The 14626-nt window shown below is 61.4% G+C and carries 13 protein-coding genes; all 13 read right to left on the minus strand.

Annotation, left to right across the window (positions count from 1 at the left end; all coding sequences use genetic code 11):
* Positions 1 to 4: 4 nt before the first annotated feature.
* Positions 5 to 1537: a S8 family serine peptidase gene (locus tag AC6CHO_RS12165; RefSeq protein WP_498215227.1), complete on the minus strand. Its 1533-nt coding sequence runs from the start codon at positions 1535 to 1537 to the stop codon at positions 5 to 7.
* A gap of 32 nt (positions 1538 to 1569) precedes the next feature.
* The gene (locus AC6CHO_RS12170) at positions 1570 to 2508 is read right to left on the minus strand and encodes a Ppx/GppA phosphatase family protein (protein ID WP_498215229.1); all 939 of its coding nucleotides are present in this window, start codon (positions 2506 to 2508) and stop codon (positions 1570 to 1572) included.
* Positions 2508 to 3209 (minus strand): DUF501 domain-containing protein, encoded by a 702-nt coding sequence (locus AC6CHO_RS12175; protein ID WP_498215231.1) that lies wholly within the window; start codon positions 3207 to 3209, stop codon positions 2508 to 2510. Before AC6CHO_RS12175 ends, AC6CHO_RS12170 begins: the two co-directional genes overlap by 1 nt.
* A gap of 30 nt (positions 3210 to 3239) precedes the next feature.
* Entirely contained in the window at positions 3240 to 4079 is an 840-nt protein-coding gene (locus AC6CHO_RS12180; protein WP_498215233.1) for an FtsB family cell division protein, read from the minus strand.
* 124 nt (positions 4080 to 4203) lie between these two features.
* Positions 4204 to 5484 (minus strand): phosphopyruvate hydratase, encoded by a 1281-nt coding sequence (eno, locus tag AC6CHO_RS12185; protein WP_146277811.1) that lies wholly within the window; start codon positions 5482 to 5484, stop codon positions 4204 to 4206.
* A 90-nt stretch (positions 5485 to 5574) separates the two neighbouring features.
* Positions 5575 to 6273, minus strand: a complete 699-nt coding sequence (locus tag AC6CHO_RS12190) for a MazG nucleotide pyrophosphohydrolase domain-containing protein (protein WP_498215235.1) — start codon at positions 6271 to 6273, stop codon at positions 5575 to 5577.
* 107 nt (positions 6274 to 6380) lie between these two features.
* The gene (locus AC6CHO_RS12195) at positions 6381 to 7583 is read right to left on the minus strand and encodes an adenosine deaminase (protein WP_498215237.1); all 1203 of its coding nucleotides are present in this window, start codon (positions 7581 to 7583) and stop codon (positions 6381 to 6383) included.
* 91 nt (positions 7584 to 7674) lie between these two features.
* Positions 7675 to 8349: a DedA family protein gene (locus AC6CHO_RS12200; protein WP_498215239.1), complete on the minus strand. Its 675-nt coding sequence runs from the start codon at positions 8347 to 8349 to the stop codon at positions 7675 to 7677.
* Between the two features lie 286 nt (positions 8350 to 8635).
* Positions 8636 to 9949, minus strand: coding sequence for a thymidine phosphorylase (locus AC6CHO_RS12205; RefSeq protein WP_498215241.1), 1314 nt, complete (start codon positions 9947 to 9949; stop codon positions 8636 to 8638).
* A 43-nt stretch (positions 9950 to 9992) separates the two neighbouring features.
* Complete coding sequence (locus AC6CHO_RS12210; protein WP_060700834.1) at positions 9993 to 10403, minus strand: cytidine deaminase; 411 nt, start codon at positions 10401 to 10403, stop codon at positions 9993 to 9995.
* A 9-nt stretch (positions 10404 to 10412) separates the two neighbouring features.
* Positions 10413 to 11657, minus strand: coding sequence for an ABC transporter permease (locus tag AC6CHO_RS12215; protein WP_498215243.1), 1245 nt, complete (start codon positions 11655 to 11657; stop codon positions 10413 to 10415).
* A gap of 23 nt (positions 11658 to 11680) precedes the next feature.
* The gene (locus tag AC6CHO_RS12220) at positions 11681 to 12892 is read right to left on the minus strand and encodes an ABC transporter permease (RefSeq protein WP_498215245.1); all 1212 of its coding nucleotides are present in this window, start codon (positions 12890 to 12892) and stop codon (positions 11681 to 11683) included.
* Positions 12889 to 14490, minus strand: coding sequence for an ABC transporter ATP-binding protein (locus AC6CHO_RS12225; protein WP_444660687.1), 1602 nt, complete (start codon positions 14488 to 14490; stop codon positions 12889 to 12891). Before AC6CHO_RS12225 ends, AC6CHO_RS12220 begins: the two co-directional genes overlap by 4 nt.
* Between the last annotated feature and the right edge of the window lie 136 nt (positions 14491 to 14626).

The following is a 14626-nucleotide window of genomic DNA, read 5'->3' on the forward strand; positions in this document are numbered from 1 at the left end:
TGAATTATCTGTCTTCTTCGGGAATGTCATCGAAGAGATCATGTTTGCCCGCGGCCTTGCCGACCTTCAGCGAACTCAACGATGCCGACGCCACGCTCTGCGTCAGCCGCTCACGCCGGCGGCGCATCAGGGTCTGGGCACTTCCGGCAGCAATGACCAGCAGCAATAGCACCCCGGCCCCAATGACCAGCAGCGGCTGTAGCGCTGGAGTCGACTGATCAGGCTGGATGGGTTCAGGAGCTGCCACCTGCTTGAGGTCCGATTTTTCCATCGAGACGCCCGGAGCCGGGGCCTCGGTGGATTTGGCATTGTTCCGTCGGTGCACCCGAATCCATTCTTCGATGGTTCCCAGCGGGTTTTCGGAGACCGATGGCACGTTGTTGTTCACCGCGGCATTGGCATTGATGATTCCGTAGCCATAGAGGTTGTCAACACCGGCAGCACCGGTGTCGCGTGCAGTCTGCAGGATCCGGTTGATGACATCGGGAGCCTTCATATCCGGGTACTTGGAACGAATCAGCGCAGCCACGCCGGCAACCAATGGCGCGGCTCCCGAAGTTCCGGACCAGCGCGCGTAACCGTTATCCGGCAGCCCGCCAACCAGCTGTTCGGCTGGCGCGGCAACGCCTATGGAAATGCCCTCGGTGGACGAGTCCTGCGAGGCCTTGCCGCTTTCATCAACACCTGCCACGGTGAGCACGCCGGGGATGGTAGCCGGGGCACCGACCTGGCTCATGCCACCAGAACGGTTGCCGGCGGCAGCCACGATTACGACATCATGATTTTCCGCGTACTTGAATGCGTCGTCCCAGCTTTCGGGCCATGCAGGGCTGGTCGAGCCCAAGGACATGTTGATCACCTTGGCACCGGAATCCACGGCCCACTTCACGGCGCGGGGAATCTGTTCTTCCACTGGGATGTTGGCGGGATTGCCTTCGCCCATCCACAGCGAGACGGAAAGCAGCTGCGCGGCCGGGGCTACGCCGAGCACTCCGTCGCTGCCAGCGGAAAGCTTGGGGACTTCCTCGTATTCAGGTTCCTTGGGGACTTCAACGTCCTTGTCGTCGTCCTTCTGCTTTTCGTTTTCTTCCTCGGCTTCAGACTTGGCCTTTTCCCACGCGGCCTTGAGCCGTTCGTTTTCGGATTTAACCCGATTGATCTCGCCCTTGTTGTTGCCGCGGCCAGCCAACAGGGTAGCCACCAAGGTGCCGTGTTCGCTCATGACGCCAATGGGCTTATTGCCGCCGGTTTCGCCGGCACCGGACATGTCCGCACCGCCAACAACGGCACCCTTCAGATCAGGGTGCGAGGTATCAATGCCGGTATCAATGATCGCGACTTTAACGCCTTCGCCCTTGGTGCTCTGGTGCGCCTGGGTTATTCCCAATGAATCCAGCCAGTACTCCGACTCGCGCATGTTGTCAGCATGCGCCGGGGTGACCACGCTGAGCATAGCCAGCGCGAGGATCGCAACGACAAGCAATGAGCCGTACTGTTTCAGGCCCATCGCTTTCTTAGCGCGCAGAGCTGTGCTCAAGAGATCTCCTTGGTCGGTTCCAAATCAACGGACTAGGCGTTGGCGGCTGCCGTAGCAGCGATTCCGTCGAGAATATCGTGTTCCGATGCAATTAGCCGCATCGGGCGCTGGCCGCTTGCCGCCTCCAGATAGTGGAGAATGCGCTGGACGATCGCTGCGCCGGCGCGAATGACATCAACCCTGCCAGGGTGCATGAAGCCCAATGCCGCCCGCTCTTCACGCGAGTAGGAGAGCATGGCGCTGGTAGCTTCGCGCAGCTGGTCGAAGCTCAACTGCGCGCCGTGGATCTTCTCGGACTCGTATTTCTCCAAGCCCAGCGCTTGTGCAGTGAGCGTGGTGAAAGTTCCTGCCACCAGGATCACCGCGTCAACTTCCGAGACGTCAACGGCGCCATCCAAGGACTGCAACATGCTGTCCATGAACGCAACGGCTTCCGGCGATTCCAGGCCCTGCTGTTCGAAGCGTTCGGTAACGCGCACGCAACCCATGTCAAGGCTCTTGGCGGCCACCGGGCCTGAAGCATCGCCCAGGACAAACTCCGTGGAGCCGCCGCCCAGATCGATTACCAAGCTTCGGCCAGGCTGCCCGGCACGCACTGAAGCGGCACCGTTGAAGGACAGCGATGCTTCCTCGTCACCACTGATGACTTCCGGTGCAACACCGATGATCTTGGTGATTTCTTCGGCAAAAACCTCGCGGTTGGATACGTCGCGGGCCGCTGACGTTGCCACAAAGCGGATGGCCTCCACCTGATGCTCGTCGCACAGTGCCCGGTACTCGCGGGCGGCCGCAAAGGTCCGCTCCAGCGCTTCCGGAGCAAAGGCACCGGTTGCATCAACGCCCTGTCCCAGGCGAACGACGCGCATGGTGCGCAGGACATCGACAAGCCGAGTCCCGTTCCCATCCTGTTGCACATCAGCGATCAACAGGCGAATGGAGTTCGTTCCGCAGTCAATTCCGGCGACGCGCATTAGGCATCATCCTGGGCTGCTCGTTCTTGGGCTTCACGGGCTGCGCGCTTGGCTGCACGCTCGGCTCGCTTGGCCGCGGGGTCTTGCAGTTCCTGGGTCTTCACGTGACGTGAACGGTCGCGGCTAGGAGCTTCCGATTCCGTATCCCAAGCCCCTACGCAGTAGCACTTGTCCTTGGTCCACCACTCGGCAATTGCTTCCAGGGCCTCATCGCCCAACGGGTTCACGCCTTCACCAGCAGCCAGCGAATGGCCGACCAGCACGTGCAGGCATTTCACGCGGGTTGGCATGCCGCCAGCGGACACGCCATCAATTTCAGGCACCGCCCCGGTGCCAGAACGCGCACCGATGGCATCGCGGTTGGCGAGGTACGACTCGTGGGCCGCCACATAGGCCTGGGCCAAGACGGAATCGCCGCCCAGGCGATCGTTCATCTCGTTCATCAGCCCGGCCGCTTCAAGGCGCGAGACAGCGGCGGTGATCACCGGGTGGGCCAGGTAATACGTGGTCGGGAATGGAATTCCCGAGGAAAGCCGTGGCGCGGTGGTGGCCACCAGCGGATTTCCGCAGACGCAGCGTGCACCGATTTCCACCACATCGCGCACTGGTCGGTTCAGCTGGCGGGACAGGGTGTCAAGGTCGGCTTCGCTTGGTACTCGTCCGGCAGCGTCAAGGGCTTCGCGGATTGGCTGTTCAGTCACGGGTATTGGTTCTCTTCATGTTCGAAGTGGTTAGTCAGTGGCGGAACGCCGGACCGAGTCAAGCAATGCGTCGACCCATGGAAGCTCTTGGCGCACCTCGAAGGTGCTGCCATTGGCTTCGGTGTCCGCCTCATTTTCTTTCGGCCGGTCGCCGACGACCATGTATAGCTTTTCGCCAGGCATGACCAAGTTTATCCGCTCGCGCGCTTGCTGCTTGATGTAGAGCGGGTCATCCCAGCGGGCAATCTCGGCCTTCAAATCGTCGCGCTGCGCTTCCAGGGAATCGATGGAGGCGTTGAGCTCGTTGAGTTCGGCCATCTGGGTCCGGTAGTAATTCACCGTTGGCACCAGCATCACGGCGAAGAATGCGAGCACCACGATCAGCGCGGCAATGCGGCCGGAAAAACGGTGTGCCGCTACCGGTTCGCCCTCGGGCGTCGGCTTGCTCTCAACCGGTTTTTCCCCTGGCTTGCGGCGTACGGCAGCGGAGAATTTCATCCGGTCATCACGGCGGCGTTCGCTCTGCTTTTCCTTGGCCCGCTCGCGCAGCGGCACCTTGGGCTTGGCAGCATAATTTCCTGCAAATTTTTTTGGCTCACGTGACGAATCTGACGCTCGGCGTGCCTGCGCTGAGGGTCCCGGCGCGGTGCGCGGCGCAGTTTTCCGCGCGCTGCCGGCAGGCTTGGGGCGCGGCAATGAAGGAGCCTTTTTAGCTCGGGGTTGCGGTGCCACTACGTGCAATGCGTCGGTGGGCGGATCTGCAATTGTTCCTGGATCAGTGTATTCAGACTGGTCAACAGGGTTATTCTGAGTCAGTTCTTCCGGATCCGGAGTATTACGCCGAGGCATGCGTGGTGGTCGCTGTGCCATACTCCCCCAATTCCCCATAAAGCTCTACGCGCTGTGCTGCCGTGGAAACGGCGCATATGTCCATTAAATAACGAAAAGCTCGCCGGTATCCACTACCGACGAGCTTATTCGCTACAACTGGTAATTAGCTGTTGAAACGCGGGAAAGCGTCGCGACCAGCGTAAACCGCCGAAGCGCCCAGGTCTTCCTCGATGCGCAGCAGCTGGTTGTACTTGGCTACGCGCTCGGAGCGAGCTGGAGCACCGGTCTTGATCTGGCCAGCGTTGGTTGCCACGCAGATGTCGGCAATGGTGACATCTTCAGTTTCACCCGAACGGTGCGAGGTGATGGTGGTGTAGCCAGCGCGCTGGGCCATGGTCACAGCGTCGATGGTCTCGGTCAGCGAACCGATCTGGTTGACCTTCACCAGCAGCGAGTTGGCGGTGCCCTTGGCGATGCCGTCGGCCAGGCGCTCCGGGTTGGTCACGAACAGGTCGTCGCCGACCAGCTGGACCTTGTCGCCGATGGCGTCGGTCAGGGTCTTCCAGCCATCCCAGTCGTTCTCATCCAGTGGATCCTCGATGGAGACCAGCGGGAAGTCGGCAACCAGGGCAGCGTAGTAGTCGCTCATTTCCTGGGCGGACAGTGCCTTGCCTTCGAACTGGTATGCGCCGTTCTCGAAGAATTCCGAGGAAGCAACGTCCAGAGCCAGTGCGATGTCTTCACCCGGGGTGTAGCCAGCGCGCTTGATGGCTTCGGTGATCAGTTCCAGTGCTGCACGGTTGCTCGGCAGGTTTGGAGCGAAGCCGCCCTCGTCGCCCAGGCCGGTGGACAGGCCCTTTTCCTTCAGCACGGACTTGAGGTTGTGGTACACCTCAACACCCCAGCGCAGGCCCTCGGAGAAGGTCTCGGCGCCCAGTGGCACGATCATGAATTCCTGGATGTCGACATCCGAGTCGGCGTGCGAGCCGCCGTTGAGGATGTTCATCAGCGGCACTGGCAGCACGTGGGCGTTCGGGCCGCCCAGGTACTTGTACAGCGGCAGGTTGGAGCTCACGGCTGCAGCGTTGGCCACGGCCAGCGAAACACCGAGGATGGCGTTTGCGCCCAGCTTGGACTTGTTGCTGGTGCCGTCCAGGTCAAGCATGGCCTGGTCGATAGCGCGCTGGTCGGTAGCGTCCAGGCCTTCGAGCTCGTCGGCGATCTCGTCGATCACGGACTCCACGGCTCCAAGCACACCCTTGCCAAGGTAACGGTCCTTGTCGCCGTCGCGACGCTCAACTGCTTCGAACTGGCCGGTGGAAGCACCGGATGGAACTGCTGCACGGCCGTGCGATCCGTCAGATAGCAGGACCTCAACCTCAACGGTTGGGTTACCGCGGGAATCAAGAATTTCGCGCGCGTGAATGGCGTCAATCAATGCCATGAGTATGGACTCCTTGTAGAAAGGGGTGGTCTAGGGGAAGGTCCGCCAGCGGTGCTGAAAAGACCGTCGGCGCCTTTGCCAGTCTCTAGCCTAGCGCTTCGAAGGTGATTTAGGCGATATCGTGGCAGTGAATTCCGAGCCGTACTGTTTCGACAAGGTTGCGCGCAAAACAGATTCTGCATCTAATCCCAGCTCTTCTGCCCGTGCAGAGACCTCCAAGAGGGCAGCAGCCAAACTATGTTCATCGGTAATTTTCGTACGGGTTGCCTCGGAAACTTGATGTCTCCCGGCCTTATCAGAGCCGGCTCTGGTGTGGCGGTCCAGCAGCTTCTGGGCCAAGGCCAGGGCCGGCAGGCCTGCAGGCAGCCCGGCATTTTTGCGTGGCTGCGGCTTGCCTTGGCGCTCGGCCTGCTTGGCCGCATCCCAGACCCGGATAATTTCCTCAACGTCCGTGATGATCTCTTCGCGCACCACGCCTTGTTCGTCAAAAATGTGCCGGTTTCGCCTCAGCAGCTTTTCATTCAGCGTCTGCGAAACATCGTCGAGATCGAAGTGTCCCTGCTCGGCTGCAATCAGCGCGTGCAGCAGGATTTGGAAGTACAGGTCCCCGAGTTCTTCCTTGAGCAGCTGGGGATTCTGTTCGGAGATCGCGTCCAGAACCTCATAGCTTTCCTCGATCAGGTAGGTCCGCAGGGATTCATGGGTCAGGGCCTGGGTCCAGGCGCATTTATCACGCAGGATCCTCACCGTAGTGATCAGCTGCTGGGTCTGCGTTGGGTTCTGCGCCATGCTCCCATGCTAGCGAAGCTGGGCCAGCCTCTGCGCATAAGCAACTGAAGGCCGGTTCCCCAACGGGAACCGGCCTTCAGTTGCTTGCAGCCTGGCTGCGCGGAGAACTAGTCGGCGACGTTTTCGTATTCGTCTTCTTCGTAGTCCTCGTCGTCGTCATCGTCGAGCAGGTTGTCGTAATAGTCGTTGATGTATTCAACAAGCAGCTCGCGCATTTCCAGCGGAACGAAAGCGGCTTCAGCAGCGTTCAGCGTCAGGTCCAGCAAATCTTCCAGGTCATAGTCGAAAGCTTCGACCAGCAACTCGAATTCCTCGGACAGGCTGGTGCCGGACATCAACCGATTATCTGGCGAAATCGTGACGTTGAATCCGGTCTGGACCAGCAGGTCAATCGGGTGATTGCGGATGCCTTCGCCAAATTTGGCGGTGGCACCGGTCTGCAAGTTGGAGGACGGGCAGACTTCCAGCGGGATACCGCGTTCGCGCACCCAGTTGGCCACTGGGCCCAGGGAAACCAAACCGGTGTCGTCGCTGAGTTCTTCGCCGTTTTCGTCGATGGCGCCGAACTCGATCTCGATATCTTCGGCAACACGCACGCCGTGGCCCAGGCGCTGGGCACGGCCAACCAGGATTGCGTCCTTGATCGATGCCAGTCCCGCGGCCTCGCCGGCGTGGACAGTTGTCGGGAAGAGGTTTTCGGCCAGAAGGTCGAAGGCTTCCTTCATATTCGATGGCGGGAAGCCATCTTCCGGTCCGGCAATGTCGAAAGCTACGACGCCGTGGCCGCGGTGGCGCAATGCCAGCTTGGCGATTTCCACGCCCTGATCGGATTGGCGCATGGCGCTGAGCACCTGGCCGACCTGCATTGGATGGCCTTCGCTGTTCAGCTGCTCGCAGGCCTGGTCCAGGCCCTCCTGGACTGCGTCAACGACGTCGTCCAGGCTCAAGCCTTCACGGCGATGCTGCTCCGGGGCGTAGCGGACTTCACCGTAGATCACGCCGTCTTCAGCGAGGTCCTCGACAAATTCGCGGGCCACGCGGATCAGCGCTTCGCGGGTTTGCATCACCGCGAGGGTGTGCTCAAAAGTTTCCAGGTAGCGTGGCAATGAGCCTGAATCTGCAGATTCACGGAACCAGTCGCCCAAAGCTTCGGCTTCGGTCTCGGGCAGCTCGTGGCCAATTTCGGCTGCCAGTTCGATGATCGTTTGAGGGCGCAGTCCACCGTCAAGGTGGTCATGTAGCGAAACTTTAGGCAGATCCCGGAAGTCGAACTCGGGATCGTAGTCAGGATGAATCAATTCTTCAGTCACACCACTGAGCCTAGTCGCAATCCCGCGGAACGGACAGCTCCAGGAGGTAAAGATCTGCGAGCCACAATGTGACCCTGCTCAATACCGCGGGTTAACTCTCGTCGGTGCCTGGCGGCACCGTTGCGCGTGCTGCTTGCGCAGCGCGCTGTGCAGCCTTCTCAACGCGCAGGTGGTAGCGATTCAGCGCCCAGCTGACGATTCGGTCAATGATGAATCCGAGCACCACGGCGATCACAATCGACAGGCCAATGCCCAGCAGCTTGTTGTCATGCATCCAGTTGCCGGCCAAAGCGCCGATGCTCACCGAATAGGCGGCCCACGTCAGCACTCCGATGGTGTCGAAGAGCGTGAAGCGCTTGTGGCTGAATCCGGTGGCGCCGGCGGTGAGGTTCACCGCGACGCGGCCGATCGGAATGTAGCGCGCGGTGAAAATCAGCAGCGCGCCGGAGGTTTCAAGCTTCTTTTCTGCGTAGTGCAGTACTCGTTGCGCCCGTTTGCCGCGCATCCACTTGAATCCGTGCGAACCGATGCTCCGGCCAATGGCGTAGGTGATCTGGTCCCCCAGCAGCGCTCCGGCGGCACCGAGGGCGCCGACCAGGAAGAGGTTCGGGGAACCGGAATGGATGCCTACTGCGGCCAGGGAAACCAGGAAGGATTCGCTGGGCACGATCGGGAAAAATGCGTCAATCAGGCAAAACAGGAACAAGAGCGGCAGCACCCACCATGCGCTGGCTGCCTGCGTAATGGCCTCGTTAACTAGTTCCATGTGGACTTGCATCTTCTTTCCCCAAAGCGCGTAGCGCGCTGCCTGTCCAACTATTTTCGCTCGAGCAGCTGCAGGGGCGCATCCTACTGATGTGGCAATGTGGACTTCTTTCTACCCCGACCTAGGTAGGAGCCAATCTTCCAACGATTGAACCAGGCCAGATGGTTCCCGGGGCTTGTCCTGCGGACCTTGTTGCTTGTCCGGTTCTCTTGGCTTTCAAGGGCAGGAAACATGAAAAGAACCGGGGTCACCAGTGGTGATTCCCGGTTCTTCCCTGGAACATCAATTATGAAGCGGCGATGCGATCGAGGATCAGGCGCATGTCCGGGCGGTCGTGCTCGGAGCCGATCATGATGGCCCGCTCTGCCAGTTCGATGGCGCGCGGCAGCTTGTCCGGGGTATCGGTCAGCAAGGTGGCGATCGGTTGGCCTCGGCGCACCAAGGCGCCCGGCTTGACGTGCAGGCGCACGCCGGCTCCGGCCTGGACGCTGTCTTCCTTGCGGGCTCGTCCTGCTCCCAGGGTCCAGGCCGCCAGGCCGATATCCATGGCATCCAGCTTGATCAGCACGCCTTCAGCTTCAGCCACCACGGTGTGCGACTCCTTGGCCACCGGCAGCTTGGCATCCGGGTCGCCGCCCTGGGCGGCGATCATGGCCCGCCAGCTGTCCATGGCCCGGCCGTTCTTCAGCGCTGCACGCACATCGACGCCGTGAACGCCAGCGCCAGCCAGCATTTCAATGGCCAGGGCCACGGTCAGGTCGACTACGTCCTCGGGCCCGCCGCCGGCAAGGACCTCCACCGATTCCTCGACTTCGATGGCGTTGCCAGCGGTCAGGCCCAGTGGCGTTTCCATATTGGTCAGCAGGGCGACGGTGTTCACCCCGGCATCGGTGCCGAGGTTTACCATGGTCTCGGCCAGTTCCCTCGCCATGGCTTCGTCCTTCATGAACGCTCCAGATCCCACCTTCACGTCAAGCACCAGGCTGCCGGTGCCTTCGGCAATCTTCTTGCTCATGATCGAGGAGGCAATCAGCGGGATGGCCTCCACCGTGGCGGTGACATCGCGCAGCGCATAGAGCTTCTTGTCTGCGGGTGCCAGCCCGGCACCGGCCGCGCAGATGACCGCGCCAACCGAGGAGAGCTGCGAGAAGAGTTCTTCGTTGGACAGGTTGGCCCGCCATCCGGGGATGGCTTCCAGCTTGTCCAAGGTGCCGCCGGTGTGGCCCAAGCCGCGACCGGACAGCTGTGGCACAGCAACACCGAAACTGGCCACCAGCGGGGCCAGCGGCAAGGTGATCTTGTCCCCCACGCCTCCGGTGGAATGCTTATCGGTGGTCGCCAGCTTCTGGCCCGACGGGTTGGCCAGAGTGGAGAAGTCCATGCGTTCGCCGGAATTGATCATCGCGGTGGTCCACCGCGAAATCTCGCTGCGGTTCATGCCCTGGAAGTAGATCGCCATATTCAGCGCGGACATCTGCTCTTCGGCAATGACTCCGCGGGTATAGGCGTCGATGGTCCAATCGATCATCTCGTTGCTCAGCTCGGCGCCATCGCGCTTGGCGCGGATGACTTCCACGGCACTGAATTGTTCGGTAGCCATTAGCGGCACCATCCGTTCTGCTTGTGGCCGGTGGTCGCCGGCACTAGGCGTTAAGGTTTTGCGGCCCGAAAGCGTCAGGCAAAAGATCTTCGATGCCAACGATTCCACGGGCAGTCTTGATCAGCAGGTTGGCTCCGCGGTGCTCGAAGAGGATCTGGCGGCAGCGCCCGCACGGGGTGATCAGTTCCAGTTCACCCTCGGCAAGCTGGCCGAAGCACAGGAAGTACTCCAGGGTTCCGCCGCCGGTGGCGAAAAGCTGGCCGATCATGGAGCATTCGGCGCAGAGGGTGACGCCGTAGGCGGCGTTTTCGACATTGCAGCCGGAAATCATGCGGCCGTCGCTGGTCTGGGCTGCAGACCCTACACGGAACGTCGAGTAGGGGGCGTAGGCCTGAGACAGCGCGGCCGCGGCCGCAGCTTCAAGCTGCGACCACGGCGCGGTGTTGGCAGTCATCTGTACCGGTTATTCCTTCACGTAGGGTTCGCCCGCAGCTGCCGGCCCGCGGGAGCGCCCCACGAGTCCAGCCACCGCGAAGATGGTCACCAGGTACGGCATCATGGCCATGAACTGGCTCGGCACGGGGGTGCCGATGATGGTCAGGATGACCTGCAGGTTATCGGCAAAGCCGAAGAGCAGGGCAGCCAGGAAGGCGCCGATCGGGTTCCAACGCCCGAAGATCACCGCGGCCAAGGCGATGAAGCCGCGGCCGCCGGAGATCTCCTTGGTGAAGGAGTCGATGGCCACCAGGGTGAAGAAGGAGCCGCCGATGCCTGCCACGATGCCACCGAGGGTGACATTCCAGAAGCGGGTGCGGTTGACCTTGATGCCCAGGGTGTCGGCAGCCTTGGGGTGCTCGCCCACGGCACGAACCCGCAGGCCCCACTTGGTCTTGAACAGCCCGAACCAGACGATAAACACCGCCAGGTACATCAGGTAGCCGATGACCGACTGCTTGAACAGGATCGGCCCGATCACCGGAATGGCTGAGAGCAGGGGAATCTCGATAACCGGCAGGTGCACCGGCGAGTTGAAGAGCTCGGGATCTTCCTGCATCACGGTGGTGAACAGGAATCCGGTGATTCCGGAGACCAGTACATTGAGCACCACACCGACAATGATCTGGTTGACCACGTACTTGATGGAGAACAGCGCCAGCACCAGGGAGACCAGGGCGCCGGCAATGCCGGCGGCGATCAGGCCCAGGAACGCGTTCTTGGTCAAGGAGGAAACCAGTGCCGCGGTGAACGCGCCGCCCAGCAGCTGGCCTTCGATGGCGATGTTGACCACGCCGGCTCGTTCGCAGAGCACGCCCGACAGGGAGCCGAACACCAGAGGGACAGCCAGCACCACGGCACCAGCCAGCAGGCTGGCCAGCGAAATGGTGCTGATATCAGCGCCGGAGACCACCCAGATCAAGAAGGAGAGCACAAAGAGGACTGCGGCGATGGCAACCATCCAGGTCGCCAGGGTGTGGCCCTTTTTGCGCTGCATCCAGGAGTAGGCAGCGATGCCCACGAGCAGCAGCCCGATCACGATGTTGCTGGCTCTGCCCGGGAACACCAGTTCCGGCAGCTCAAAAGCATCGCCGGAGCTGTTCAGCTGGAAGTGCGCGCTTTCGCTGTTGCCCAGCAGGCCGAAACACAAGAAGACGATGACGGCGATCGCCGAGAGGATGATCGAGGTCTTCTTGCTAGGCAATACGCTCATTGCCGGTTGCAAGGTGGAAGAGGTCACTTGGCACCTGCCTGGGTAGTTTCTAGCTTGGGGCTGCGCTTTTTCTTCTTGCGGTTCATGCCGAAGATCGCTTTGACCAGTGGTGGCGCGGCGATGAACAGGACGATCAGCGACTGCACCACCGAAACGATGTCGATCGGGGTGCCGGTGGTGATCTGCATGTTCACCGCACCGGCCTGGAATGCGCCAAAGAGCAAGCCGGCAAAGAAGGTTCCCCATGGAGTGGAACGGCCCAGCAGCGCCACGGTAATCGCGTCAAAGCCAAGGGAACCGGCGATGCCGCTGGTCAGCACCTTCTCGGTGCCGGCCACCTGGGCGACACCGGCGGCGCCGGCCAAGGCGCCAGCCAGGGCCATGGCGATGATGGTACTGCGGGCGACGTTGATGCCAGCGGTCTGCGCGGCGTCGGGGTTATGCCCCACGGCGCGGAATTCAAAGCCCACGGTGGAGCGCTTGAACATCCAGGAGACCAGGATGACCAGCAGGACGGCCATCACGAAGCCCAGGTGCAGACGGGATCCGGGGAAGGAGGGGAAAACTGCCGTCGAGTCCAGGATCGGGGAAATCGGGTTGGTTTCGCCCGGACGGCGGAAGGCCTGGGTGTTCATCAGGAAGTCGATGAAGTACACGGCCACGTAGTTGAACATGATCGTCAGGATCACTTCATGGGCTCCGGTCTTCGCCTTGAGCAGCCCGACCAGCCCGCCCCAGATGGCGCCGCCGATCAGGCCGAAGACGATCACCAGCAGCAGGTGCAGTCCCAATGGCAGGTGCCAGGCGAAGCCCACGTAGGCGGCCAGTACCGAACCGATGATGATCTGGCCCTGGGCACCGATATTGAACAGGCCCGCGCGGAAGGCGACGGCCACACCGAGGCCTGCGCAGATCAGCGGGGTGGAGACCGTCAGGGTTTCCAGGAAGGGCTTAAAACCCTGGGCCGAGTTGTAGATGGCGCCGTTGAACAGCGCCACATAGCTTTCGGTCGCCGCGCGCCAAAGCTCGGAGAGGAAGTCGGCTGGACGGGCGAAGAAGTAGCCGGCGGTTTCGGCGACTTTTTCGTCGGTGATGGCAATGAGCAATCCGCCGATCACCAGTGCCACGATCACGCCGAGCACCGAGACCAGTCCCGGTCCCTGGGTGATTTGCTTGAAGAGGTCGTTGCCCGGTTTGCCGGGGTCGGGAATGACCGGTGATTTTTTCTCGCTCACTGGCCTTCTCCTTCCTGGTTTTCGCTGCGCTCGCCAGCCGGTGCTGCTTCCACGGGCTCGTTATCTGACTTGGTAAATTCCGCTTGTTCCGCGGCTTCTTCGGCTGAAACGCCGGCCATCATCAACCCGAGGACTTCGCGCGAGGTATCCCCCGGCACGATCCCGTTGATCCTGCCCTTGTAGAGCACGGCGATGCGGTCGGCCAGCTCCATGACTTCATCGAGCTCGGTGGAAACGATCATCACCGGGGTGCCCTTGTCGCGTTCGGCGACGATGCGGCGGTGCAGGAATTCGATGGACCCCACATCCACCCCGCGCGTTGGCTGCGAAGCGATGAACAGCTTCAGCTCGCGGCTCAGCTCGCGGGCCATGACGACCTTCTGCTGGTTGCCGCCAGAGAGGCTGGAGGCCGGATTCAGCGCATTGCCGGTGCGCACGTCAAAGTCCTTGATCTGCACGGCCGCGTTCTTCTTGATGGCATCCAGATTCATCGAGATGCCCTTGCCGAAGGGCGCGCGGTCGTAGAGATCCAAGACCAGGTTCTCCTCAATGGAGAATTCGGTGACCAGTCCGTGCACCGAGCGGTCTTCGGGAACAAAGCCGACGCCGGTGCGCAGCACCTGCTTGACGGATTTGCCCACCAGTTCTTCGCCGGCCAGCTTAACCGAGCCGCCGGTCACGGCCTGGGTGCCCAGGATGGCTTCGGTCAGTTCGGTCTGCCCGTTGCCCTGCACGCCGGCCACGGCCAGGATCTCGCCTTCGTGGATATCGAAGGTGACCGAGTTCAGCGTGGTCGTGCCTGCATGGTCAACGACCGTCAGGTCCTTGACCTGGAGCACTGCCTCGCCCGGTGTGGCTGGGGCCTTGTTCAGATTCAGTTCCACGGCGCGGCCCACCATCAGGTTGGCCAGCTCGGTGGTGGAGGATTCCGGGGAGACCGAGTCGATGACTTCGCCGCGGCGGATCACGGTGATCACGTCGGAGACGGCGCGCACCTCGCGCAGCTTGTGCGAGATGAAGACGATGGAGGTGCCGTTGGCCTTGAGCTGGCGCATGATTTCGAGCAGCTCGTCGGTCTCCTGCGGGGTCAGCACGGCGGTTGGCTCATCCAGAATCAGGATCTTGGCTTCGCGCACCAGGGCCTTGATGATTTCAACACGCTGCTGCACGCCGACCGGCAGGTCTTCGACAATGGCGTCCGGATCCACGTCAAACCCGTAGCGGTCCGAGATTTCGCGGATTTTCTTGCGCGTGACCTGGAGGTCCAGGACGCCGCCGGCCTTGGTGGTTTCAGCGCCGAGGGCAATATTTTCTGCCACGGTGAAGACCGGGACCAGCATGAAGTGCTGGTGCACCATGCCAATGCCGGCGGCCATGGCGTCGCCCGGACCGGAGAACTCGACGGGGTTTCCATCAAGCAGGATTTCGCCCTCGGTCGGCTGATATAGACCGTAGAGCACGTTCATAAGCGTGGATTTTCCAGCACCGTTTTCGCCGAGCAGACAGTGGATCTGGGCGTCATCAACCAGCAGGTCAATATTTTTATTGGCGTAGAAAGAACCGAAGGCTTTCGAGATTCCCCGTAGTTCGAGTTTCACGATTCCACCATCTTCATAGTTCGTTGTGCGAGGTAGTTTAGCCCGATAGCCGCTTTGGCCTCTAGGCATTCATAAAGCGCGTCACCGACCCACCGGATGACGGCAGGCGGTGACGCGCTGAATAAATTAGGTGCCA

Source organism: Glutamicibacter sp. GQ173 (genome assembly GCF_059759215.1).

What these genes read in the sequence shown, in the direction of transcription:
- AC6CHO_RS12170 (WP_498215229.1), bottom strand. Translation starts at nt 2,508, where the DNA reads ATGCGCGTCGCCGGAATTGACTGCGGAACGAACTCCATTCGCCTGTTG.
- AC6CHO_RS12180 (WP_498215233.1), bottom strand. Translation starts at nt 4,079, where the DNA reads ATGGCACAGCGACCACCACGCATGCCTCGGCGTAATACTCCGGATCCG.
- eno (WP_146277811.1), bottom strand. Translation starts at nt 5,484, where the DNA reads ATGGCATTGATTGACGCCATTCACGCGCGCGAAATTCTTGATTCCCGC.
- AC6CHO_RS12190 (WP_498215235.1), bottom strand. Translation starts at nt 6,273, where the DNA reads ATGGCGCAGAACCCAACGCAGACCCAGCAGCTGATCACTACGGTGAGG.
- AC6CHO_RS12200 (WP_498215239.1), bottom strand. Translation starts at nt 8,349, where the DNA reads ATGGAACTAGTTAACGAGGCCATTACGCAGGCAGCCAGCGCATGGTGG.
- AC6CHO_RS12205 (WP_498215241.1), bottom strand. Translation starts at nt 9,949, where the DNA reads ATGGCTACCGAACAATTCAGTGCCGTGGAAGTCATCCGCGCCAAGCGC.
- AC6CHO_RS12210 (WP_060700834.1), bottom strand. Translation starts at nt 10,403, where the DNA reads ATGACTGCCAACACCGCGCCGTGGTCGCAGCTTGAAGCTGCGGCCGCG.
- AC6CHO_RS12215 (WP_498215243.1), bottom strand. Translation starts at nt 11,657, where the DNA reads ATGAGCGTATTGCCTAGCAAGAAGACCTCGATCATCCTCTCGGCGATC.